This window comes from Acidimicrobiales bacterium (genome assembly GCA_040219515.1).
Taxonomy (GTDB): domain Bacteria; phylum Actinomycetota; class Acidimicrobiia; order Acidimicrobiales; family Aldehydirespiratoraceae; genus JAJRXC01.
Window position 1 is genome coordinate 103,493 of sequence record JAVJSI010000014.1, and the last position, 21,877, is coordinate 125,369.

Annotated in this window: 24 protein-coding genes; 13 read left to right on the forward strand and 11 right to left on the reverse strand. The window is 67.8% G+C overall.

Annotation, left to right across the window (positions count from 1 at the left end):
- Positions 1 to 43: 43 nt before the first annotated feature.
- From RIB98_13855 to RIB98_13870, 4 genes are all read left to right on the forward strand, one after another.
- On the forward strand, positions 44 to 493 hold the full coding sequence (locus RIB98_13855; protein ID MEQ8842061.1) for a VOC family protein: 450 nt from the start codon (positions 44 to 46) through the stop codon (positions 491 to 493).
- Between the two features lie 103 nt (positions 494 to 596).
- Positions 597 to 2,237 (forward strand): alpha-amylase family glycosyl hydrolase, encoded by a 1,641-nt coding sequence (locus RIB98_13860; GenBank protein MEQ8842062.1) that lies wholly within the window; start codon positions 597 to 599, stop codon positions 2,235 to 2,237.
- 104 nt (positions 2,238 to 2,341) lie between these two features.
- Complete coding sequence (locus RIB98_13865; protein ID MEQ8842063.1) at positions 2,342 to 3,718, forward strand: NAD-dependent succinate-semialdehyde dehydrogenase; 1,377 nt, start codon at positions 2,342 to 2,344, stop codon at positions 3,716 to 3,718.
- Entirely contained in the window at positions 3,715 to 4,362 is a 648-nt protein-coding gene (locus RIB98_13870; GenBank protein ID MEQ8842064.1) for an SDR family oxidoreductase, read from the forward strand. Before RIB98_13865 ends, RIB98_13870 begins: the two co-directional genes overlap by 4 nt.
- Before the next feature lie 39 nt (positions 4,363 to 4,401).
- On the opposite strand, the gene RIB98_13875 is transcribed toward RIB98_13870, so the two are convergent.
- On the reverse strand, positions 4,402 to 4,545 hold the full coding sequence (locus tag RIB98_13875; GenBank protein ID MEQ8842065.1) for a GPGG-motif small membrane protein: 144 nt from the start codon (positions 4,543 to 4,545) through the stop codon (positions 4,402 to 4,404).
- Between the two features lie 133 nt (positions 4,546 to 4,678).
- On the opposite strand from RIB98_13875, the gene RIB98_13880 reads away from it, so the two are divergent.
- Positions 4,679 to 5,602 carry a sulfite exporter TauE/SafE family protein gene (locus tag RIB98_13880; protein MEQ8842066.1) on the forward strand — a complete coding sequence of 308 codons (924 nt, stop codon included), beginning with the start codon at positions 4,679 to 4,681 and terminating at the stop codon, positions 5,600 to 5,602.
- On the opposite strand, the gene RIB98_13885 is transcribed toward RIB98_13880, so the two are convergent.
- The gene (locus RIB98_13885; GenBank protein MEQ8842067.1) at positions 5,542 to 5,997 is read right to left on the reverse strand and encodes an Rrf2 family transcriptional regulator; all 456 of its coding nucleotides are present in this window, start codon (positions 5,995 to 5,997) and stop codon (positions 5,542 to 5,544) included. The two genes, RIB98_13880 and RIB98_13885, sit on opposite strands and share 61 nt — an antisense overlap.
- A gap of 205 nt (positions 5,998 to 6,202) precedes the next feature.
- On the opposite strand from RIB98_13885, the gene RIB98_13890 reads away from it, so the two are divergent.
- The 4 genes from RIB98_13890 (at position 6,203) to RIB98_13905 (ending at position 8,647) form a co-directional block, all read left to right on the forward strand.
- A complete protein-coding gene (locus tag RIB98_13890) occupies positions 6,203 to 6,682 on the forward strand; it encodes a Dps family protein (GenBank protein ID MEQ8842068.1) in 480 nt (159 codons plus the stop codon).
- Positions 6,683 to 6,781: 99 nt separating this feature from the next.
- Positions 6,782 to 7,720 carry a calcium/sodium antiporter gene (locus tag RIB98_13895; GenBank protein ID MEQ8842069.1) on the forward strand — a complete coding sequence of 313 codons (939 nt, stop codon included), beginning with the start codon at positions 6,782 to 6,784 and terminating at the stop codon, positions 7,718 to 7,720.
- A gap of 32 nt (positions 7,721 to 7,752) precedes the next feature.
- Entirely contained in the window at positions 7,753 to 8,301 is a 549-nt protein-coding gene (locus RIB98_13900) for a dienelactone hydrolase (GenBank protein ID MEQ8842070.1), read from the forward strand.
- A 25-nt stretch (positions 8,302 to 8,326) separates the two neighbouring features.
- The gene (locus RIB98_13905) at positions 8,327 to 8,647 is read left to right on the forward strand and encodes a hypothetical protein (protein ID MEQ8842071.1); all 321 of its coding nucleotides are present in this window, start codon (positions 8,327 to 8,329) and stop codon (positions 8,645 to 8,647) included.
- Positions 8,648 to 8,680: 33 nt separating this feature from the next.
- Here RIB98_13905 and RIB98_13910 read toward each other — a convergent pair whose 3' ends face one another.
- Positions 8,681 to 9,742: a hypothetical protein gene (locus tag RIB98_13910; GenBank protein MEQ8842072.1), complete on the reverse strand. Its 1,062-nt coding sequence runs from the start codon at positions 9,740 to 9,742 to the stop codon at positions 8,681 to 8,683.
- Between the two features lie 73 nt (positions 9,743 to 9,815).
- Here RIB98_13910 and RIB98_13915 point away from each other — a divergent pair, with 73 nt between their 5' ends.
- Both RIB98_13915 and RIB98_13920 read left to right on the forward strand, forming a co-directional pair.
- Positions 9,816 to 10,205, forward strand: a complete 390-nt coding sequence (locus RIB98_13915; protein ID MEQ8842073.1) for a metalloregulator ArsR/SmtB family transcription factor — start codon at positions 9,816 to 9,818, stop codon at positions 10,203 to 10,205.
- Positions 10,198 to 12,195, forward strand: a complete 1,998-nt coding sequence (locus RIB98_13920) for a heavy metal translocating P-type ATPase (GenBank protein ID MEQ8842074.1) — start codon at positions 10,198 to 10,200, stop codon at positions 12,193 to 12,195. The genes RIB98_13915 and RIB98_13920 overlap by 8 nt, the downstream gene beginning before the upstream one ends.
- 211 nt (positions 12,196 to 12,406) lie before the next feature.
- Here RIB98_13920 and RIB98_13925 read toward each other — a convergent pair whose 3' ends face one another.
- Complete coding sequence (locus tag RIB98_13925) at positions 12,407 to 12,631, reverse strand: hypothetical protein (protein ID MEQ8842075.1); 225 nt, start codon at positions 12,629 to 12,631, stop codon at positions 12,407 to 12,409.
- Between the two features lie 106 nt (positions 12,632 to 12,737).
- Between RIB98_13925 and RIB98_13930 the strand changes: the two genes are divergently transcribed.
- Together RIB98_13930 and RIB98_13935 are read left to right on the forward strand one after the other, a co-directional pair.
- On the forward strand, positions 12,738 to 13,280 hold the full coding sequence (locus RIB98_13930) for a DUF305 domain-containing protein (GenBank protein MEQ8842076.1): 543 nt from the start codon (positions 12,738 to 12,740) through the stop codon (positions 13,278 to 13,280).
- Complete coding sequence (locus RIB98_13935; GenBank protein MEQ8842077.1) at positions 13,277 to 14,035, forward strand: glutaredoxin domain-containing protein; 759 nt, start codon at positions 13,277 to 13,279, stop codon at positions 14,033 to 14,035. Before RIB98_13930 ends, RIB98_13935 begins: the two co-directional genes overlap by 4 nt.
- Here RIB98_13935 and RIB98_13940 read toward each other — a convergent pair.
- From RIB98_13940 to RIB98_13970, 7 genes are all read right to left on the reverse strand, one after another.
- On the reverse strand, positions 14,028 to 15,407 hold the full coding sequence (locus tag RIB98_13940; protein MEQ8842078.1) for a trehalose-6-phosphate synthase: 1,380 nt from the start codon (positions 15,405 to 15,407) through the stop codon (positions 14,028 to 14,030). The genes RIB98_13935 and RIB98_13940 overlap by 8 nt on opposite strands.
- Positions 15,408 to 15,494: 87 nt before the next feature.
- Complete coding sequence (locus RIB98_13945; GenBank protein MEQ8842079.1) at positions 15,495 to 16,061, reverse strand: TMEM165/GDT1 family protein; 567 nt, start codon at positions 16,059 to 16,061, stop codon at positions 15,495 to 15,497.
- A 38-nt stretch (positions 16,062 to 16,099) separates the two neighbouring features.
- Positions 16,100 to 17,641, reverse strand: a complete 1,542-nt coding sequence (locus tag RIB98_13950) for an AMP-binding protein (protein ID MEQ8842080.1) — start codon at positions 17,639 to 17,641, stop codon at positions 16,100 to 16,102.
- A gap of 3 nt (positions 17,642 to 17,644) precedes the next feature.
- Positions 17,645 to 18,394 (reverse strand): hypothetical protein, encoded by a 750-nt coding sequence (locus RIB98_13955; GenBank protein MEQ8842081.1) that lies wholly within the window; start codon positions 18,392 to 18,394, stop codon positions 17,645 to 17,647.
- Complete coding sequence (locus RIB98_13960; protein MEQ8842082.1) at positions 18,391 to 19,809, reverse strand: fatty acid--CoA ligase family protein; 1,419 nt, start codon at positions 19,807 to 19,809, stop codon at positions 18,391 to 18,393. Before RIB98_13960 ends, RIB98_13955 begins: the two co-directional genes overlap by 4 nt.
- Positions 19,806 to 20,609, reverse strand: a complete 804-nt coding sequence (locus RIB98_13965; GenBank protein ID MEQ8842083.1) for an enoyl-CoA hydratase/isomerase family protein — start codon at positions 20,607 to 20,609, stop codon at positions 19,806 to 19,808. Before RIB98_13965 ends, RIB98_13960 begins: the two co-directional genes overlap by 4 nt.
- Positions 20,606 to 21,874, reverse strand: coding sequence for an acyl-CoA dehydrogenase family protein (locus RIB98_13970; GenBank protein MEQ8842084.1), 1,269 nt, complete (start codon positions 21,872 to 21,874; stop codon positions 20,606 to 20,608). The genes RIB98_13965 and RIB98_13970 overlap by 4 nt, the downstream gene beginning before the upstream one ends.
- Between the last annotated feature and the right edge of the window lie 3 nt (positions 21,875 to 21,877).

Sequence of the window (21,877 nt, forward strand, 5' to 3'; positions counted from 1 at the left end):
AACCCCCAGTGGTCCGGCCGCCGGAGGGAATACGGTCGTGGCCATGAGCGAGAACGCAGCTCCCCGAGTTCGTCAACTGCGCGTCGTGGTCGAGGCCGATGACTACCTTGCCGCCGTTGCCTTCTACCGCGATGTGCTCGGCCTGGAGCAGAGTGCCGCATTCTCGGGCGACGGTGATGCGCAGGTGACGATTCTCGAGGCAGGGCGGGCGACGCTCGAGATCGCGAACCGCGCCCAGGTCGACCTGATCGACGACGTCGAGGTCGGTCGGAGGGTGTCGCCTCACATCCGGCTGGCCTTCGAGGTCGACGACGCCCGCTCCGCCACCACCGCACTCACCACCGCCGGCGCGGAGCTCGGCGCCGACCCGGTCGAGACGCCCTGGCGATCGTTAAACGCCAGGCTCTCCGCTCCGGCCGGGCTCCAACTGACGATCTTCGAAGAACTCGCATCAGCGTCCGAGCGCGAGGCCACCGACGGCTTCGGATCGTGAACCCCGTCGCCGCAGCCCGAGTAGTTCGTGTCGGTCAGATTCCGGACGCAACTCCTCAACGTCCAGTCGCGACGACGCGCGACAGTGTCTTGTGGGAGAAGCGATGACCGACGAGCACTGGTGGCGACGGGCCACGATCTATCAGGTGTACCCGCGGTCGTTCGTCGACTCCGACGGCGACGGGATCGGCGACCTGCCCGGCATCATCGACCGGCTCGCGCACCTCGTCGACCTCGGCGTGGACACCGTGTGGGTGTCGCCCTTCTTCGCCAGTCCGCAGCGCGACGTCGGCTACGACGTGAGCGACTATCGCGCCGTGGCGCCCGAATACGGCACGATCGACGACGCCCAACGGCTCATCGACCGTGCCCACGAACTCGGCCTGCGCGTGCTCTTCGATCTGGTGCTCAACCACACGTCGGATCAACACCCGTGGTTCCTCGAGTCGCGGTCGTCGCGCGACAACCCGAAGGCCGATTGGTACGTGTGGCACGACGGCCGTCGCGGTCTGCGTGGTCGCCGCCGACCGCCGAACAACTGGCGTTCCGAGCTGCAGATCCCCCGCGCGTGGCAGTGGTGCGAGGAGCGCGAGCAGTGGTATCTGGCGACGTTCCTCGACTTCCAACCCGACCTGAATTGGCACAACCCGGACGTGCGACGCGAGATGTTCGACATGATCCGGAGCTGGCTCGAACGCGGCGTCGACGGCTTCCGTCTCGACATCTTCGGATCGATCATGCACGACATCGAGCTGCGCGACAACGGTCGCCGTCCGCTGTTGGTGGCGGGGATCCCCCGGCTGCAGACCCCTGACCGCACCCTGAACACCGAGGAGAACTTCGTGCTCGCGACGGAGCTGCGGGAGGTCACCGACGAGTTCGACGGCGAGCGAGCGCTCCTCGGCGAGGTGTTCGGGTCGAGCGAGGTGCTCTCGCGGTACCTGGCGTATCGCGGTCGCCCCGGCCTGCATCTCGTCTTCGCCTTCGATTTCCTCGCTGCGCCGTATCGTGCCTCGACGCTGCGCCGACTCATCGCCGGCTACGAGCGTGACTTCCCGGCCCCGCAGTTGCCGACGCTCGTGCTCGAGAACCACGACCGGGCCCGCAGTCTCTCCCGGCTCGGCGGCGACCTCGACAAGGCGAAGGTGATGGCCACGCTGTTGCTCACCCTTCGCGGCGTGCCGGTGATGTACCAGGGGCAGGAGATCGGGATGACCAACCGCTACATCCCCCTGGCCGAGGCGATCGATCCGGTCCCTCGGGCCGTGGCCCGATTCCTGCCCGAGTTCCTCAACCGTCGGCTCCCCGAGAGGTTGAACCGTGACGAGGTGCGCACGCCGATGCAGTGGGATGCCCGCCCCGGCGCAGGGTTCACCACGGCCGACGCCACGCCGTGGCTTCTGGTCAATGACAACCATGTCGACGTGAACGTGGCCGCGCAGGTCGGTCGCGCCGACTCGCTCTTGGAGTGGTATCGGCTGCTGCTGTCCCTGCGGCGGGAGCACGCGGCGCTCCATTCCGGCGCGCTCGAGCTGCGGCCCTCCTCCGATGACGCCGACGTCGTCGACTTCGAACGCACGGACGGGCACGAGCACGTTCGTGTCGTCGCGAACATGGGCGACGATCGCGAGGTGGTCGAAGTCGGGAGCGAGTCCCTCGTGCTCGCGTCGAGCAACGAGCAGACCACGCGGGTCGACGGCACGGTGTATCTCGCACCACACTCGGCGGTCGTCGTCAGGAGGTGAGCCGTTTTGTTCGTCTCTGGTTCGGGTAGAGCGACGTCAGCGTCGATGACGATGCTGTCGCAGACGCTGTCCTGCGGCCGATCCCCCCGGAACAGAGCCTGACGATGAGTACGAGCACCACCATCAACCCGACGACCGGCGAGGAGATCGCCACCTACGACGACCACACCGACGCCGATGTCGAGGCGATCGTCGATGCTGCCCAGGCGGCGTTCGGCGAATGGCGACGCCGGCCTCTGGAGGATCGAACCGACATCGCCCGAAGGATCGCGGTGTTGCTCCGCAAACGGTCGGGCCCGCTGGCCCAGATCATGACCGACGAGATGGGCAAGGTCCTCGCCCACGGTGAGCGCGAGGTGTCGCTGTGCGCCCAGATCTGCGAGTGGACCGCCGACAATGCGGCCGACGAACTGGCCGACGAGGACCGACCGCTCGACGGTGGCCGCGCCATCATCAGCTATCGACCCGTCGGCATCATCCTCGGCATCCAACCGTTCAACTTCCCGACGTATCAGGTGATTCGCTACAGCATCCCGCAGCTGGTCGCCGGCAATGCCGTCCTGCTGAAGCACTCCCACGGCGTGTGGGGTTCGGCGCTGTTCCTCGAGCAGCTCTACCACGACGCCGGTGTCCCCGAGGACCTGTTCCGGGTGTTGAAGATCTCGAGTGAACAGAGCAGCCGACTGATCGCAAACCCGCTGGTTCGCGGCGTGACCCTCACCGGTAGCGGCAAGGCCGGCAGCATCGTGGCCGCCGCTGCGGGCGAGCACCTGAAGAAGACGGTCATGGAGCTCGGCAGCAACGATGCCTACCTGGTGCTCGGCGACGCCGACATCCCCACTGCCGTCGAGGTGTGCGCCACGGCTCGTATCTACAACAACGGCGAGACGTGCGTGGCCGCGAAGCGATTCGTCGTCGTCGACTCCGTCTACGACGAGTTCGTCGCCGCCTTCATCGAGCAGCTCGACACGATCGAGATGGGCGATCCCAACGAGGAGGCAACCGGCCTCGGGCCGATGGCCCGCGAGGATCTGCGCGATGAACTGCACGAACAGGTTCGGGCGTCGATCGAGGCCGGAGCGACGCTGACCATGGGCGGCACGGTTCCCGACCGCCCCGGATTCTTCTACCCCGTCACCGTGCTCGAGGATGTCGTGCCCGGCATGCCCGCTTACGACGAAGAGTTGTTCGGACCCGTGGCGTCGATCATCCGGGTGGCCGATGACGCCGAAGCCATGAAGGTCGCCAACGACTCGCGGTTCGGGCTCGGTGGAGGGATCATCTCGAAGGACGTCGAGAAGGCGATCGCGATGGCGATCGACGAGTTCGACACCGGCATGGTCAACATCAACGGCTACAACCTGGCCAACCCGCATCTCCCGTTCGGCGGCGTGAAGGATTCCGGCTACGGGCGAGAACACGGCGGCTTCGGCCTGAAGGAGTTCGTCAACGTGAAGTCCGTGCAGGTGACCGACTCATGATCGTCTCCATCGTCGGCGGGCACGGCTCGATCGCCCGACTCCTCACGCCATTGCTCTCGACCCGGGGTTGCACCGTACGGGGCCTCGTGCGGGACGAAACCCAGTTCGGCGACCTCCGTGACGACGGTGCCGAACCTGTCCTGTGTGATCTCGAGAGCGCGAGCGATGATGACATCGACGACGCCCTGGACGGGAGCGACGTGGTGGTGTTCGCCGCCGGCGCCGGTCCCGACAGTGGTCCGGAGCGAAAGAAGTCGCTCGACCGCGACGGAGCGATTGCGTCAGTACGGTCCGCGGTTCGGGTGGGCGCCGATCGATTCCTGATCATCAGTTCGATGGGCGCCGACGATCCCCCTCAGGACGACGAGAACTTCAGCGTCTACCTCCGGGCCAAGGCCGAGGCCGACGACGCGGTTCGTGAGGCCACCATCGACGGAACGATCATCCGTCCCGGCGCACTCACCGACGACGAACCGACCGGGCGGGTGCGCATCGGCGGGTCGGTCGGCCGGGGAGAGATCCCCCGGGCCGACGTCGCCGCCGTGCTGGCCGCCGTGATCGACACCGGTCGGGGCCGAAACGTCACGTTCGAGGTCATCGGCGGCGAAACATCTGTCGCCGAGGCGGTTTCGACGCTCGAGTGAGCGGATCGCAGGGGTGGTCCTGCGGCGTCAGGTGCGGTCTCAGGTGAAGATGCTCACGCCGCCGGGCCCCACGAGGAGTCCGACCACGATGAGCACGATGCCGTAGACCATTTGCTTGCGAAAGATCGCAGCGATGCCGGAGATCACGAGAACAACGGCAATGAGCCAGAGAATGAACGCCATCTTGGTACTCGATTCAGTAGAGGTTCGAGGGCCCTACCCGCCCCCGCCATGGCCAAACATCGACCGACGGCGAACCACCGCCGTTGCCGGCGCCGGTTGACAATCTACGGTAATAACGTAGATTTACCGTAGTATGAACGAACTGTGGATCGCCGGTCTTGCGGGGTTCGCCGCGTCGCTCGTCGACGGGGCGCTGGGGATGGGCTTCGGGCCGACCTCGTCGAGCCTCCTCCTCGCGAGCGGTATGAGCCCGATCACCACGTCTGCGTCGGTCAACCTGGCCAAGATCGCAACCGGCCTGGCCGGGGCGGTCTCGCACTGGCGCTTCGGCAATCTGGATCGCCGGTTGGTGCTCCAGCTCGCGATCCCGGGAGCGTCGGGCGCGGTCGTCGGTGCGCTGGTCCTGTCGTTCGTCGACGAGGACGGCCTGCGGCCGATCCTCGCATCGATGCTCGTCCTGATCGGCCTGCGGATCATGGTTCGTTTCAGCCGGGCGCTTCCCGTCGCATCTTCTGCTGATCCGAAGGCGGACTGCGCCAACGACACGCCGAACAGTCGTGGCGTCCGGTTGGCGGGCCTCACCGGAGGAGTGACGAATGGTCTCGTCGGTGCATGGGGGCCGGTCGTCACACCGGTCATGCTGGAACGCGGCATCGTCCCGAGGATCGCCGTCGGGTCGGTGAACACGGCCGAGGTCGCGGTCGCTGTCGTGTCCGTCGGCTCGATCATCGGCTCGGTCGGCGGTGACGGATTCGAACTCGGCGTGGTCGCGGCGATGGTTGCCGGTGGTGTGATCGCCGCGCCGCTCGGCGCCTACGCGGTGCGGTTCTTTCCGGCCCGGCTACTGGGACTCGGCGTGGCGGCGGTCCTGCTCGTCACCCAGGTCCGCGAGCTCGACCGGGTGATCGACCACCCTCGCTTCGGGCTCGTCGCCTATGTCGCCGCGATTGTGGGCATCGCCCTGGCGGGGCTGCGACCACGCCTGACTCGTACCGCTCAGCGGGGTAGCCAGGCGTCGCTGTCGTCCACCAGCGAGCGCACGTCGGGCGGGAGGTGACCCACGGCCAGATCGGCCAGCGTCACCCCTTCGAGCACCGCCCGGACCGCGGCCCGGAGTCCGATCCAGAGCTCGTGCAGATGCTGGGACGAACCGGTGTAGGTCACCTCTTCGGGCCGGCGACCCTGCACGAGGGCCAACGGCCCGTCGACCACTCGGGCGATGTCGGCGATCGTGATCGTCTCGGCCGGGCGGCCGAGTGAGTAGCCCCCGGCAGCCCCGCGATGACCGAAGAGCAGGCCCGCCTGGCGGAGGTCGGTCAGCACGACCTCGAGGTAGCGAGGAGGGATCCCCTGGGCCTCTGCGAGTTCGTCGCGGGTGACTCGACTCGACTCGCTCGTCGCGATCTCGAGAAGCGCCCGAACCGCGTAGTCCACCTTGGCGCTGACCTGCATGGGCCCATCATGGCAGCGGGAGCACGGGCGGGAAGGAACTGACCAGGTTCGCTCCGTGCCCCGGCCGATCTTCGTCCACGAGACCATCGACGTGACCGGCGGCGACACCCTGGAATACCACCTCAGGGCAGGCGGTTGAAATAGCCGTACATTTGGACCTCGCGGTGGAGAGTGGCGCAAGATCCTCCCAATGAAGGAGCACGAAATGACCAACGTTCCCACCATCAACATCGGCATGGACGAAGCTGATCGGCAGGCCGTCGCCGAGGGACTCTCGCATTTGCTGGCCGACTCCTACACGCTCTACCTGAAGACCCACAACTACCACTGGAACGTGGTGGGCCCGATGTTCAACACGCTGCATCTCATGTTCGAAGCGCAGTACAACGAGCTGGCGCTGGCCGTCGACTTGATCGCCGAACGGATCCGCGCACTCGGCGAACCTGCGCCCGGCAGCTATCGCGAGTTCGGCGCCCTGTCCTCGGTACCCGAGGACGACGATGCTCCCGACGCCACCGAGATGATCCGTCGTCTGGTCCAGGGGCAGGAGGCGGTCGCGCGCACGGCACGGGCGACCTTTGTCATCGCCGAGAAGGCGAACGATCAGCCCACCGCCGATCTTCTGACCCAACGCATGCAGGTACACGAGAAGACGGCATGGATGCTGCGCAGCATGCTCGCCTGAGGCCGCCGCCTTTGCGTTCGAGTTGTGACAACTGGTCGTAGGATCTCGCACTGAGGGACGTCGGTCGCCGACTCCCACGCTGTCGGGAGGCAGTCCGTCGTGCTGTATGCAATTGCGGCGATCGTCGTCGGTGTCGGCGTACTCGCATGGGCCGCCGATCAGTTCGTTCTCGGTGCGTCGCGCGTCGCGCTCATCCGAAACGTCTCGCCGTTGGTGGTGGGCGTCGTCATCATCGGGTTCGGCACGAGTGCGCCGGAGCTCATCGTCTCCGCCATCGCCAGCGCGGGAGACGAGCCAGAGGTGGCGATCGGCAACATCGTCGGATCGAACATCGCCAACCTCTCGCTTCTGCTCGGCGTCGGTGCGTTGATCGTTCCCCTCGTGGTCGTGTCGCGAACCGTGAAACGCGAAGCCCCACTCGTGGTTGGGGCGGTCATCCTCTTCGCGGTAGTGGTGCAGGGTGGAGGGATCAGCCGCGTCGAGGGTGTCCTCCTGCTGCTCGCGATGGCGGTCTCGCTCTTCGTCGTTTCGCGGCAGTCGTCGGCCGATCCGCTCGACGGGGATGTCGTGGAGTTGGCAGACCCGGCCGGGCACCGCTTCGGACGAGAGGTCGGTCGAACACTCGTCGGGCTGCTCGGCACGATCGGCGCCGCACAGTTGTTGCTCTGGGGCGCGCTGGATCTCGCAGAGCGGGCCGAGCTGTCCGAGGGGTTCGTCGGCGCGACCATGGTCGCGGTGGGAACGTCACTTCCCGAACTCGTGACGGTGGTTCAGTCCGCTCGACGCCGTGAGACCGATCTGATCGTGGGCAACCTGCTCGGGTCGAACCTGTTCAACGCACTCGGCGTCGGGGGCGTGGTCGGACTCATCGGCGCGCCCAGTATCGACAACGCGGCACTCACGACCGTCGCGGCCCTTGCTGCAGTGGTGGTTGCCGCGGGTGCATTGCTGGTCATGATGACCTCACACACCGTCACCCGACGGGAGGGGTTCGTACTGATCGCCGCGTACGCCATCATCGTCCCGTTCCTCGCCTGATCCGGCGAGGGAGCCAGGTAGCTTCGGATGCCATGTCACCACTGACGAAGACGCCGGCCGGACTCATCGTGACGCCCGGGGCCAGCGCCGACCGGGAGCACGCCACGCTGGTCGCGATCGACGAAGCGCTTCCCGAGCTCGCCGTCGAACGGCTGACACTGGCGACCACCAGCGTGAACAGCGCGGTGAAGAAGATCGTGGCCGCCGGAGAAGCCCTGGCCGAGCGTCTCGGTGTGGATCCCGACGAGATTGCGTACGGCGGGCGGAGCTTCGGTGGCCGGGCGTGTTCGGTGGCGGTGGCCGAGGGACTGCCGGCTGCGGCGCTCCTGCTCCTCAGCTATCCGCTGCACCCCCCCGGCAAGCCGGAGAATCTGCGGGTCGACCACTTCGGCCGGATCGCCGTGCCCACGCTGTTCGTGTCGGGTGAGCGGGATCCGTTCGGGACCCCCGAGGAGTTCGCCGACCACCTTCCGTCGATCGCCGGGCCCGTCGAGGTCGAGTGGGTGCCGGGCAACCACTCGCCCAAGGGCCAGGACCCTGCGATCTGTGCGCTGATCCGCCGCTTTCTCGGTCTCGCCTGACGACGACCGGGCCGAGGCCGCCGCAATGGCGACCGGGCGCGTCGCTCGGGTCGAGCTACGTGAGGGTCACGGTTTCGCCGACGAAGCGGCGACGCGACACATGCACGCCGGGTTCGAGGCACATCCCTGGGCCTGTCTCTTCGCGCCGAGCGCTCTGCTGACGGCCCATCACGACGGAGGCGGCGACCTGCATCCCGAGGCGCTGGGAAAGGCGGAACGGCTTCAGGTCAGCCCCGGCGAGGTGATCAACGCGTTGAACAAGCACGAGCATCTCGCGATGGACAGCGACGACGTGTGGCATGCGCTCACCCGAAAGCACGGCGACCACGACGTGCCGCTGTCGTAGCAGGTCGCCGTTTGCGTGAGCCGCGGCATCGGTTCAGCGGCGGCGCAGAGGTGACGTGATCACGGGCAGGTCGGCGTAGGTCACGATGCCGGATACGGCGTCGCACACGGCGGGAATGGCATTGACCACGGGAACCGCGGTGATGCGCATGCCGATGCTGTGCATGGTGTCCTTGTCGAGATGGGCCATGTCCTCGGCGGTCGGCCAGATGTCCATCTTGATGCGGACGTTGGGGTCGCCGGCCACCTCGACGATGTAGCCGTGTTCGACCTTCCACGGTGGGTCGATGCGCTCGCTGGCCAACCATCGCTGCCGGATCTCGACCACGTCCTCGCCACCGACGACACCGATCCAGTGCACGTCCATACCGGCGACATGGCCGGCCGGAATTCGCAGTCCGGGAACCTCGACATCGTCGATGGCATGGGCGAAGGCGACGTCACAGCGGATCTCGTCGAAGACCACCCCGAGCAGGCGGCCGAGCGTCTCCACTCCTTCCGCGAACACCTGGGTGCCGTTGCGGACGTCGTCGGCGTGGCCCGGGTCGTCGGCCGGCCGTGCCCAGCCGGCGGACTCGAAGTTCGCGTCGGTGACGTAGTCGCTGACATCGACCGACTCGGAGACGACGACCCGCTCCACACCGCTCGTGATCCCGGCGCCGATCGCGGCGAACAGTTGGGCATAGCCCGGGTTCATGCCGCTGCCGAAGAGGGTGGCGTCGCCCGCCGAACAGGCCGACTCGAGGCGGTCGCGCTGCCCCGGGTCGAGGGTGGCACCGGTCATGAACTCGGCGCTGGCCACGACGTTCACCCCGGCGCCGAGAATCCTCTCCAGCTCGTCGACATCGAGGTGAAGGGGCGCGTAGACGATGGCGTCGAGGCCGAGGTCGAGAAGCTCACCGACGTCGGCCGTGGCCACCACGGCGAGTTCGTGGTCGAGCCCACACAACGTGCCGACATCGACGCCGGCCTTCTCGGCCGAGTACGCGTAGGCGCCGACGAGCTCGAGGTCGGGGCGGGCGAGGATCGCCCGCACGGCCTGGCGGACGACGTTCCCGGTCGTCCACACCGCCACCCGTCGCACGCCTTCGGCCATGGCCGCGGACCGTAGCAGGGTGGGTCTCGAACCTGCGTTGACAGACAGGGAAAGCATCTATACCTTCACAGTTATGCAGGTATCAGCACCGACGGACTCGGAGAGTTGCGCCGAACGCCATATCGACGCAGGAGAGGTCGACGCAGGAAAGGTCGGCGCGGTCGGCGAGACGCTGATCGACCTCGAGGAGGCGGTGGACCTGGCCGAGATGTTTCGGCTGCTGGGTGACCCGACCCGGGTGAGAATTCTCTTCGCCCTGCTCGAGGCCGGCGAACTGTGTGTCTGCGACATCGCCTCGGTCGTCGACACGACCGAGACCAAGGTGTCGCAGGCGATGCGCCTGCTGCGGGGGGCGGGGGTCGTTCGCAACCGCCGAGATGGTCGCAACGTCCACTACCGACTCGACGACGCGCACGTACGGATGTTGCTGGACCTCTCACGAGAGCACCTGGCCCATGGCTGAGCCGACGGCCCACCCGCCGGGCCGGATCGAACTGGCCGCGGCGCTGGTCTCGCTCGTCATCTATGTCGTGGCCCGCTCGCTGGACTGGTTCACCGACATCGGGGCGACGGTCACCTGCCTGTACGTGTCGGCGGCCCTGCTGACCGGTCTGTTCGTCGCCCGTGACGCATGGTCGTCCGTACGAGCTCGAATGTTCGACATCGACCAGTTGATGCTCATCGCCGCGGTCGGCGCCGGGTTCATCGGCCACTGGTCCGATTCTGCGCTGCTGCTGGTCCTGTTCTCCCTTGGTCACGCGTTGGAGGGCTACGCGATGAACCGGGCCCGCCACGCCATCGAGGCGCTCGGTGATCTGGCCCCGGCTACCGCCCGTCGCGCGGACGACCCAGGGCTCGACGTGCCGATCGACGAACTCGTGGTCGGCGATGTCGTCGTCGTGCGGCCCAACGAGCGTCTTCCCGTCGACGGCGTGATCGTGGCCGGCGCGACGGCGATCGACGAGTCCGCGGTCACCGGCGAGAGCGTGCCCGTCGACAAGTCACCTGTCGACCATCCGTCGGCTGCCTTCGACGACCTCGTTCTCGACGACCTCGTTCTCGACGACATCGTTCTCGACGACATCGCCCTCGACAAGATCGCTGCTGAGAGCCGGGTCTTCGCCGGCACTCTCAACGGCGCCGGCGCGATCGAGATCATGGTGCTCCGTGTCGCTGCGGAATCGACGCTGGCGCGGGTGGTGCAGCTCGTGGCCGATGCGGAAGCGCAGATGTCGCCGACTCAGCGCCTCACACAACGGATCGTGCGGGTCTTCGTGCCATCCGTCCTCGCCCTCGTGGTGTTCCTCCTGGTCGTTCCCCCGCTGGCCGGTGAGCCGTTCGCCGAGTCGTTCGCGAGGTCCATGGCCGTGCTGGTGGCAGCGAGCCCGTGTGCGCTGGCGATCGCCACACCGAGCGCCGTTCTCGCAGCAATCGCCCGGGCGGCCCGCGCCGGAATCCTGGTGAAGGGCGGTGGGCCGCTCGAGGCGCTCGGACGAGTCGACACCGTCGCCTTCGACAAGACCGGCACGCTCACCGAGGGCAGACCGGTGCTCACCGACATCGTGGCGGCGCCAGGGGTCGACGAGGGCGAGCTGCTTCGCGTGGCGCAGGCGGTCGAGCGGTCCAGTGATCATCCCATCGCCCGGGCGATCGCGGTGGGGGCCGGCCAACACGTCGGGGAAGAAGTGCCCGTTGCCGTCGTGGTCACGGCGGTCACCGGCATGGGTGTCACCGGTGTGATCGCCGGGCATGACGTGATGATCGGCAACACCGCACTCTTCGACGGGATCGACATCCCCTCTACCGTCGGGGACGCGGCGCGACTGCTCGAAGCCGACGGCCGCACGACGATGATCGTGCGTCACGGCAACCGCTTCCTCGGGGTGCTGGGCGTGATGGACACACCACGGGCGGACGCGAAGAACGCGCTCTTCGCGCTACGGGCCCTCGGGATCGACAACGTCGTCATGTTGTCGGGTGACAACCAGCGGGTGGCCGCTGCGGTCGGCACCGGCCTCGGCATCACCGATACCCGCGGCGGCCTTCTGCCGGCCGACAAGTTGGCTGCCGTCGAATCGATGGTCGCGGCGGGTGGTGTCGCGATGATCGGGGACGGCGTCAACGACGCTCCTGCGCTCGCCGCAGCAGATGTCGGCATCGCCATGGGCGCGGCAGGAAGCGACGTGGCGCTCGAGACCGCCGACATCGCCTTGCTGGCCGACCGGCTCGGACAACTCCCGGTCGCCGTCGAGCTCGCCCGTCGGGCCAGCCGCACGATCAAGCAGAACCTCTTCTTCAGCCTGGCCGTCGTGGCGGTCCTGATCCCGATGACGATCCTCGGCGTCGGCATCAGCGTGGCTGTCATCGCCCACGAGGGGAGCACCCTGGTGGTCGTTGCCAACGCGCTGCGCCTGCTGAACCACGGCGCCGCGCCGGCCGAGGGCGAGGCCTGACGCCATGGCCGCCGCGGCGTTGACGATCTATCTGGTGTGGGCGTTCCTCGCGTTCATCGTTGCGGTTTCGGTGGGCCTGGCCGCGCCGGTCGCATCGTTGGCCGGTCTGGATGACCTGCGCCCGCTGCATTCGCCGGCCGTGCAGGGCGTCGGCGTGGTGTTGGCGTTGGTCGGCGCGTTGGGCACGTTCTGGGTACAGGAGGCGATGGGGTCATCGTGGCGCGTCGGTGTCGACCCGACCGAGCGGACCGATCTCGTGGTCGAGGGACCGTTCAGGGTCAGCAGAAATCCGATCTTCGTTGCGATGGGGATCACCGCACTCGGACTGGCGCTGATGGTGCCGAACGTCGTGAGTGTGCTCGCGTTCGTCTCGCTGGTCGTGGCGGTGGAGCTGCAGGTCCGCATGGTCGAGGAGCCGTACCTTCTCGAACGCCACGGCGAGCGCTATGCCGACTATCGACGTCGGGTCGCGCGGTTCGTCCCGCTCTCGGCGATCTCGGCGCCGACGTTTTGTGACCGATGCTCCGGGGTAGCGCCCGCCCATGGAGTCTTCGGAAAAGAAGATGTATCTGCGGTTCGTGGCGATGATCCTCACGTCGATCCTGGTCATGTTCTTGCTGACCTATGCGAACACCTACGAGTGGAGCCATGTGCGATGGAGCGAGACCCGCTTCTACATGGTCTTCTACATGGGCGCGGCGATGGCGCTCGTCATGCTGGGCTTCATGCTCAGCATGATGAAGAACACGAGACTGAACGCGGTCATTGTCGTCGTGAGCGTGATCGTCTTCGGGGTTTCGCTGGGTCTCGTTCGTTCGCAGACCACGGTGCAGGACCGCTCCTGGATGTCGGCGATGATCCCGCACCATTCCATCGCGATCCTCACCAGCGAGAACGCCGAGATCGACGACGTCCGGGCCTGTGAACTCTCCGTGTCGATCATCGAAGCCCAGAAGCGGGAGATCGCCGAGATGGAGTGGCTGCTCGACGACATCGCCGACAACGGACCCGCGATCACCGCAGAGGACGCCACCGCTCGCCCCGTTCCGGAGTTTCCGGCCACGAGCATCCGCAGCTGCCCATGACGTCGCCGGAGAACGGAGCAAAGCACGCCACGATCTACCGGTTGGTGACGCCTGAACACACCTGCCCCTACGGTCTGAAGTCGCTCGACCTGCTCCAACGGCAGGGCTACGAGGTGGACGACCGGCATCTCACCACCGAGGCCCAGGCGACCGAGGTGCGCGAGCGCCTCGACGTGGAGACGACACCCCAGACATTCGTCAACGGTGAACTCGTCGGCACGCTCGATGAACTTCGGGTCTTCTTCGGAAAGGATGTGAAAGAACCCGACGAGAAGTCCTACTGGCCCGTGATGTCACTCTTCGCGATCACCCTCCTCATGGCGGCGGGGGCGGCATGGAAGGTGGAGGGCGACTGGGTCTCGGCGCGAACCTTCGAGTGGTTCGTGGCGTTCTCGATGTGCGTCCTCGGCTACCAGAAGGTTCGCGACATCGAGAGCTTCTCGACGATGTTTCTCAACTACGACCTGCTGGCCAGGCGCTGGGTGCCCTACAGCTACGTCTACCCCTTCGCCGAGGCCGGCGCCGGACTGCTGATGATTCCCGCCGTGGCCACCTGGATATCGGCCCCGGTCGCGCTCTTCATCGGGTCAGTGGGGGCGTTCTCGGTGTTCAAGGCGGTCTATGTCGACAAGCGCGAACTCGAGTGCGCATGTGTCGGCGGCGGAAGCGGCGTACCGCTCGGTCCGGTCTCGCTCACCGAGAACGTCGCCATGATCGCAATGGCCGTCTGGATGGGCGTCCGGTACCTCACCTGACGGGAACGGAGAACTGGCGACGGCACCGCTCGAACCAACTCCTGCTGTCGAGGGCGAGTGCGGCCACTCCCCGCTGTTGCGCCCGCTCGTGGCGGTCGGTCGGGCCGGCGATCGCGGCCCGAAGCCCGGCCGCGACGGAGATCACGTCGGCTCCGTCGACCGTCAGGCAGGCATGACCGATGGTCTCGCAGGCGCCCGCCCCGACACTGAGTACCAACTCGCAGTCTCTGTCTGCGTTGATGACGGAGAACTCGACCGCGACGAGATTCAGTCCGTCGCAGACCGGGGTCACGAGCGCGACATCGGCGGCGCGGTAGAGCGCCGCGACCTCCCGGGGGGCACGCTGTTCACAGATGACGTGCACCACCGGCACACCGTCGGTGCGGGGGTGACCGTTGTTGATTCGCCTCTCGATCTCGAGCACCTGATCGCGTACGAATCCGTAGATCGGTACGCCGGTGCGAGTGGGAACGGCGATCTGGATGAAGCGGAAGTCATCGGGGTCGACGAGGCGGTTGTCGAGCAGCGTTTCGATGGCGAGGAGCTTGTGGGCGATCCCCTTCGTGTAGTCGAGTCGGTCCACGCCGACGACGAGGCTGCCCGGCACGGCGAGATGGCGCTCGGTCAGCGACTCGACGAGGGGATCCGATCTCAGCTGTTGCCAATGGGCGGTGTCGATCCCCACGGGGTCCACGTGGATCGTTGGCAGCGATTCGGCGCTCGGCGACAGGAATCGCCGCATCGCTTCACCGTCGTAGCTCGTCTGGACCCCGATGAAGTCCGCCGACGCGAGACTCCGGGCGAGCGCGGCGGCATCCCGCAACTGCTCGAGAGTGTCGGCGGCGACCGGTGTGTGGCAGAACAGACCGATGCGGAGGTCGGTGCGCAGCCGTTTCAGCGCCTCCGGCACTCCGTAGAAGTGGTAGTCCTGCAACCACACGGTGCCACCGATCGGTGTCGCCCTGGCCACGCGTCGGGCGGTACGTTCGGCGAGGTTCCGGTATGCCCGCCACCAGTCATCGAGCTCCTCGACCTTTCCGGACAGGCCGTGCAATGCGGGCCAGAGGGTGCGGTTGCAGAAGCCGTCGAGCGCGTTCCGTTCGAGATGCGGACTCACGGGCAACCCGACGAGGCGATGCCCGGTCCCGGAGGGAGGAGCGGGCGTCCCCCTCGCCACATGGCCGAACCATCGCGCCCTCGTGTCCCGGAGGGCCGGAGCGACGGCCGAGACGAGACCACCAGGGCTGCGCTGCCACCCGTGATCCGGTGTGTAGGTCATCGGCAAGCGGTGGGAGACCACGCTCAGCTTGTCGTGCGCATCCGTCGGAAGGTCGGCGTCGGTGTGAGGGTCGGATGGTGGGTGCGATGACATCGGATTCGTAGCTCCCGGGCCTGAGTCATACCCCCCGATCTGCGGATCAAACTCCTGCTCCCTGCAGGCGAGAAGGAGTCAGCCCTTCTAGGCGAGCGCCTCGGCCAGGAGGACGGCGGCGAAGACGAAGAAGGCGATCGAGGCGCCGATCCTCACCGTGCGCTCGGGGAGCCTCGCACCGAGTTGGCGACCGACCACGATGGCGAGGGCATCGGCCGCGACCATCCCGACGGTGGAGCCGAGCCAGGTGCCGAAGAGTCCCTCCTGGGTGGCAAGGGTGATCGTGGCGAGCATCGTCTTGTCGCCGAGTTCGGCCAGGAAGAACACGGTCGCCACCGCGATGACGGCATGACGCGCCGGCCGCGCCGCTCGGCGCTCGTCCTCGTCGGTGAGTTCGTCGCCGCGCAGGGTCCAGATGCCGAACCCGACGAACGCGATCGCTGCGATGACGGAGATCGGCCGGGTCGGGATGGCGGCGCCGAGAGCCGCACCCACGAGCACCGACACGGCATGGACGACCGCAGTGGCGACCGTGATGCCGATGATGGTCGGCCACAGCTTGAAGCGAGTGGCGAAGGTCAACGCCATCAGCTGGCTCTTGTCGCCGAGTTCGGCGACGAAGATCACCACGGTGCTGAGGAGGAAGGAATCCACTCTCGGTGTCACTCCCGACCGGGTGATCCGGCCCGTGGTCAGCCGCTCAGGCGCTCCTGGAGCTCGCGCTTGAGCACCTTGCCGGCCGGGTTGCGCGGCAACGCCGGCACGATATCCACGCGGGAGGGAATCGCCTGGCGACGAAGTCCCGCCGCGATCAGCCGGGACGAGACGAGTTCGAGCGTCACGTCGTGGCCGTCGGCCGGCACGACCACGGCGCAGACCGCTTCGCCGGTGCGCTCGTCGGGCAGTCCGAGCACCGCGGCGTCGGCGATCTCGGCGATCTCGAACAACAGGTCCTCGACCTCCTTCGCCGAGATGTTCTCGCCGTTGCGGATGATGATGTCCTTCAGCCGCCCGGTGATGGTGACGTATCCGTCGGCGTCGATCACGCCGAGATCACCGGTGCGGTAGTAGCCGTCGGTGTCGAACGCGTCGCCATCGAGCGACTCGTCGACATAGCCGAGCATGACCTGGGGCCCCTTGGCCCGCAGCTCTCCCTCGTCGCCGGGAGCGCATCGCTCGCCCTCGATGCTGACGGCGATCAGGTCGACTCCGGGCAGCGGACGTCCTTCAGTCGTGGCCAGCTTCTCGTCGGGATCGTCGACCGCGCCGTTGGTGAGCACCGGCGCTTCGGTGAGACCCCAACCCGACGCCACGCCCGCGCCTCCGAGCTCGGCCACGATCCGGGCATGCATCGCCGGCGGTATCGGCGCGCCACCGCCGGGACAGACTTTGAGATCGGGGAACAGTGGACGATCGAGCGCGGCCTGGGCGCCCAGATACATCCGGTAGAACGGCGTGCCGGTGCCCGCGTGGGTGCAACCCTCGTCGGAGAGGAACGCGATCGTGGTCGCGGGGTCGACCGACTCGTCGAGCAGGTGGGTGCAACCCCGCTGGAGCGCCATGAACAGCAGCCCGATGCCGCCGATGTGGGGGAAGGGGAAGACGAGGGCGTAGCGGTCGCCGGGTTGCACGTCGAGGCGTTCGCCCATCGGCCCGGGGAAGGCACCGACCGTCTGGTCGGCGTGCTTCGCGCCCTTCGGGTCGGCCGTGGTGCCCGAGGTGTAGCAGATCCAGCGCACGTCCTCGGCGGTCGGGAGCGAGACGGAGGGCAGGGTGGACGGATCGCCGGACGGGAATCCGCCGGGCGCGACCGTGAGGGTTCGCAGTCCCGGCACGCGCGTCGCGACATCCTCTGCCATCGCACCGAAGTCGAACGAGCTGAACACGCCCGGCGAGATCAGCAGGCTCGCGCCGGCCTGTCGGGCACAGAACTCCACCTCGCGATGGCGGTAGATCCCGATGATCGGGTTCTGGATGGCACCGAGGCGGGCGAGCGCGCCGGCCAGCACGACGGTGTCGACCCACGTCGGCAGGATCCACGTGACCACATCACCCTCGCCGACACCGAGATCGGCGAGCCCGGCCGCCACCTCGAGTGTGCGGGTGCGGTACTCGGCGAAGGTGGCGCGGTCGCCCTGGCGCGACACGAGCATCGGCTCGTCGGGCCAGCGTTCGGCGGCCACGTCGATCGATGTCCAGAGCGCCGTGGGTTCCTGGGGTGGTGGGGTCGGCATGGGTCAGTCCTCCCAATCGATCTGGTCGTCGCGGTTCGGTTGGCGGCCCGTGCGGAACGGGTTGAGGGGCGCAGCGGCGAGGAGAATGCGATGCCAGTCGGTGGTGGTCTCGCGGGCCTGGCGCCGCCACTCGAGCAGGCCGGCGTCGCGACGCTGCGCGGCCTCGGCGGTGGCCCACGCGTCCCAGTCGGGAAGGGCCCAGAGCAGGATGGCTTCGTCGTCGTCCCGCATCGCCGTGGTCCAGGCGCCCACCAGCTGCCAACCGAACGGTGCGTAGGCGTCCGTAGCGTGCTCTCGGGCCACCTCCAGCAGGTCGGGCGAGGTCCCCGGCGCACACTTCAGGATCTCGTGCGCGAACACGGTTGCCCGGGTGCCCGCAGCGAGTGACTGTTCGACGGTCGCCATCCATGGCGCCGGCAGCAGGATCCGGTCGAACCCGCCGGAGCGGAACTCGGCCGCCTTCTTCCACCAGCGTTCGAGTTTGGGGTCCTGAAGGCCGGCGCCCGTCGCCTCGCCGGCGAAGGATCGAGCGAGTCCGTCGAGGCCCGGCTCCTCCCAGATGTTGCAGACCTGCGGCCACGGGCCGGTGCTGCCGAGCACGGCCCACATGCCGAACAGGAGTTGTTGGCGATCCTCCTGCGCACTCGGGCTCCAGTTGGCCGCCATGTGTTGCATGTAGTTGGCCCGGTGGGCGCCGCGGATGTCGATGAACTCGTGGATGTAGGCGCGGTCGTTCTCGGTCGGTGGGTTCATGTTTCCTCGCCTGAATGATTGATGGCTTCGGACGCGGCGACGAGCTCCTTGCGGAGCACCTTCCCGGCCTCGTTGCGGGGGAGTGCGTCGCACCACTCGAAGCGGGCCGGCACCTTGTAGGCGACGAGATGATCCCGGCAGGCGGACTCGAGGTCGGCCGCCGCAGCGGTACCGACGATGAACGCGACCGGAACCTCGCCGAGGCGACTGTCGGGTGCGGCGACCACCGCCGCCTCGCGGACCCCGGGCACCGTGAGGAGCACCTCTTCGACCTCGTCGGGGAAGACCTTGTTGCCCCCACGGTTGATGAGGTCGCTCTGCCGGCCCTCGATCCAGACGAAGCCGTCGTCGTCGATGCGGGCGAGATCGCCGGTGCGCACGAATCCATCGGGGGTGAGGCGGTCGGCGAGATCGACATTGCCGTCGTCCTTGTCGGCATACCCGGTGGCCCGGTTGGGTGGTCGCACCAGCAGTTCACCGACGCCGAGTTCGTCGGGCTCGTCGAGGCGGATGTCGACACCCGCGTGGGGACGCCCGATGGCGCCGATCTTGTCGGGATGGGCCTTGGCGTCAGCCGCAGTCCAGCCGATCACCTCGCCGATCTCGGCCTGGCCGTAGCCGTTGAGCACCGTGACGCCGAACCGCCCGGTGAAGCGACGGGCCTGGAAAGGGGAGAGCGGCGCGGTGATCGAGCGGACGTAGCGCAGCGGCGCCAACGAATCGATCGCGGCGTCGTCGCTGAGCATCGCCATCGCCGCCGGAGGCAGGACGGTCGACCGGATCTGGTGCCGATCGACGAGGGTGGCGAACGCCCGCGTCTCGAAGCGCTCCATGAGCACGAGGGGAGCACCGGCCCGCAACCCGAAGAGCGCGTTGTAGAGACCGGCGTTGAGCGCCATCGACACGGGGATCAGATTGGGCGATGGACGCTTGTCGGGGTCACGCGGAGCCGCTCGCAGCGGACCGAGCACCCGGTCGATGATCTCGAGGTAGGCGTCGTGTTCGTGGAGCACGGCCTTTGGTCGGCCGGTCGTTCCCGATGTCCACAACACGAAGGCGGTACCGGTGTCGTGCACGGTGGTCGAGGGTCGGGAGCGAATGCCGTCCTCGTCGATGACCACGGCGGCGTCGGTGCGTTCGATCACGTCGCCGATCGATGGCGGCGGCTGGCGTGGGTTCACCGGCACGAGGACCAGGCCGTTGCGCCACACCGCGAACATGCCGACCAGCATCTCGATGCCGGCGGCCACCACCGCGGCCGGCGCCCCGGCGATGGGCGACAGATCGGCGATCGCCGAGGCCTGCACCTCGACGCGGGCCACGAGTTCGGCCCTGGTGAACGAGCGGTCGAGATCGGACACGATCACGGTGTCGTCGTCGGCCGGATGGTCGGTCAGCAGCGACGAGAGGTTCACGAGCGGTCGAGGGGAGCCCAGTCGGGCTCGCGCTTTTCGGCGAACGCCGCCGGGCCCTCGGTCTGATCGGGGTGACCCCACATGCTCACGAGGTGCTGGGCACCCGCCTTGCAGGCATCGGTGAGGCCCAGTTCGAGTGCCCCCCACAGCGCCTTCTTGGTGGCGGCCATCGCGGCCGGCGAGTTCTTCGCGATCGTCTCGCCGATCTCCTGGGCCCGCTCGCGCAGCTGGTCGGGGGGATCGACGATCTCGGAGATCATCCCCAGCTCGTAGGCCCGTTCGGGGGCCATCCGCTCGTACTTGCCCATGAAGGCCATCCGCATGACGGCTTCGACCGGCATCTTCTTCATGAGGCCGATGGCCTCGATGGCGACGACCTGGCCGACCGACACATGGGGGTCGAAGAACTGGGCGTCGCTCGCGGCGATCACGATGTCGGCATCGGCCACCCAGTGGAACCCGCCGCCGCAGCAGATGCCGTTGACCGCGGTGATGACCGGCTTCCACACCTCCTGATGCCACGACGTGAAGTGCACGTCGAACTCCTCCATCGACTGGCGGTAGCGCTCCATGCCGACGCCGTCGCCCGCGAGTTCGCTGACGTCGACACCGGTCTGGAAGTCGCGTCCGTTGCCGGTGTGCACGATCACCCGAACCGCAGGATCGTCGTCGAGTTCCTTCCACGCGTCGGCGAACTCGTCGCGCATGGCGTTGTTCATCGCGTTGCGGATGTCGGGGCGGTCGTTGATGAGCCAGCCGACCGGGCCATGCCGCTCGACGATCAGATGTTCGTAGCTCACCTCGGGGTGTCCTCCCAGTTCGCACCGTGCCACGGGTCGGGCTCGCGCGGCAGCCCCAGCACCTTCTCACCGATGACGTTCTTGTTCACTTCCGTGGTGCCGCCTTCGATCGTGTTGGCCCGGCTGCGAATCATGCCCGACACCTCGTAGGGCAGCGACGCCGCCCAGCTGTCGGCGGCCGGGTGGGCAGTGTCGGTTGGAAAGGCGATGGCCTGCGGGCCGTGCAGGTCGGTGGCCGCCAGCTGGATCGCCTGGTTGAGCGTGCCCTGGTGGACCTTGCCCACCGAAGCGGCGGGCCCTGGGGTGCCGCCGGCCTTGACGGTGGCGCGGACGCGGTCGTTGGTCCAGCCCCGCACCTTCTCCTCGCAATGCAGCGACATCAGCCGGTCACGCATCACCGGATCGACGCCAATGGTGCGGGCGTGCTCGATGAGGCGCGACACACCGCTCCCGCCGATGCGATCGACACCACCGGACCCGGACCCGGCGACCATCTGCCGCTCACCGGCCAACGTCGACGCAGCGACCCGCCAACCATCGCCGGCCGCACCGACGCGATGGGGGTCGGGTACCCGTACCTCGTCGAGCCAGACCTCGTTGAAGTCGACGGTCCCGCCCATGTGACGAAGCTCGCGCACCTCGACCCCCGCGCTGCGGAGGTCGACGAGGAAGTAGGTGATGCCCTTGCGCTTGGGGGCCGACGGATCGGTGCGGGCGAGACAGATCGCAAACTCCGAGTGGTGGGCCCAGGTGCTCCAGACCTTCTGGCCGGTGAGGATCCACTCGTCGCCGTCGCGGGTGGCGCGCATCGACAGCGATGCGAGGTCGGACCCGGCCCCGGGCTCGCTGAACATCTGGCACCAGCGCTCGCGGTTCTCGACCATCGGCGGCAGAAAGCGCAGGCGCTGTTCCTCGGTGCCGTGGGCGAACAGGGCGGGGGCCATGTTGTGCAGGCCCAGCGGGTTGAGTCGGCCGAGGTTGAACGGCGCGAGGCGCGACTCGACCGCACGGGCCTGCTCGACCGAGAGATCGAGGCCGCCGTAGGCGACGGGCCAGGTCGAGACGGCCAGGCCCGAGGCTGCGAAGCGCGGGTACCACGCCTCGTAGTCGGCCCGCGGTCGCACCGCCCGGATGGCCTGGCGCCCCTCGGCCGACGCGGCCCGCCAAGCGGCGGGGATCTCGGCCTCGATCCAGGCGTCGACGGCGGCGAGGATCTCCGGCGGATCGGTCGCCGGGCCGATGTCCAGTCGCTGTGCGTCGTCCAACTG

Bases quoted from the DNA above. Each gene is read 5' to 3' on its own strand.
- RIB98_13915 (MEQ8842073.1), top strand. From the start codon at position 9,816: ATGCAGGTATCAGCACCGACGGACTCGGAGAGTTGCGCCGAACGCCAT.
- RIB98_13860 (MEQ8842062.1), top strand. From the start codon at position 597: ATGACCGACGAGCACTGGTGGCGACGGGCCACGATCTATCAGGTGTAC.
- RIB98_13900 (MEQ8842070.1), top strand. From the start codon at position 7,753: ATGTCACCACTGACGAAGACGCCGGCCGGACTCATCGTGACGCCCGGG.
- RIB98_13935 (MEQ8842077.1), top strand. From the start codon at position 13,277: ATGACGTCGCCGGAGAACGGAGCAAAGCACGCCACGATCTACCGGTTG.
- RIB98_13875 (MEQ8842065.1), bottom strand. From the start codon at position 4,545: ATGGCGTTCATTCTCTGGCTCATTGCCGTTGTTCTCGTGATCTCCGGC.
- RIB98_13870 (MEQ8842064.1), top strand. From the start codon at position 3,715: ATGATCGTCTCCATCGTCGGCGGGCACGGCTCGATCGCCCGACTCCTC.
- RIB98_13950 (MEQ8842080.1), bottom strand. From the start codon at position 17,641: ATGCCGACCCCACCACCCCAGGAACCCACGGCGCTCTGGACATCGATC.
- RIB98_13910 (MEQ8842072.1), bottom strand. From the start codon at position 9,742: ATGGCCGAAGGCGTGCGACGGGTGGCGGTGTGGACGACCGGGAACGTC.
- RIB98_13880 (MEQ8842066.1), top strand. From the start codon at position 4,679: ATGAACGAACTGTGGATCGCCGGTCTTGCGGGGTTCGCCGCGTCGCTC.
- RIB98_13865 (MEQ8842063.1), top strand. From the start codon at position 2,342: ATGAGTACGAGCACCACCATCAACCCGACGACCGGCGAGGAGATCGCC.
- RIB98_13920 (MEQ8842074.1), top strand. From the start codon at position 10,198: ATGGCTGAGCCGACGGCCCACCCGCCGGGCCGGATCGAACTGGCCGCG.
- RIB98_13890 (MEQ8842068.1), top strand. From the start codon at position 6,203: ATGACCAACGTTCCCACCATCAACATCGGCATGGACGAAGCTGATCGG.
- RIB98_13955 (MEQ8842081.1), bottom strand. From the start codon at position 18,394: ATGAACCCACCGACCGAGAACGACCGCGCCTACATCCACGAGTTCATC.
- RIB98_13930 (MEQ8842076.1), top strand. From the start codon at position 12,738: ATGGAGTCTTCGGAAAAGAAGATGTATCTGCGGTTCGTGGCGATGATC.
- RIB98_13905 (MEQ8842071.1), top strand. From the start codon at position 8,327: ATGGCGACCGGGCGCGTCGCTCGGGTCGAGCTACGTGAGGGTCACGGT.
- RIB98_13885 (MEQ8842067.1), bottom strand. From the start codon at position 5,997: ATGCAGGTCAGCGCCAAGGTGGACTACGCGGTTCGGGCGCTTCTCGAG.
- RIB98_13855 (MEQ8842061.1), top strand. From the start codon at position 44: ATGAGCGAGAACGCAGCTCCCCGAGTTCGTCAACTGCGCGTCGTGGTC.
- RIB98_13940 (MEQ8842078.1), bottom strand. From the start codon at position 15,407: ATGTCATCGCACCCACCATCCGACCCTCACACCGACGCCGACCTTCCG.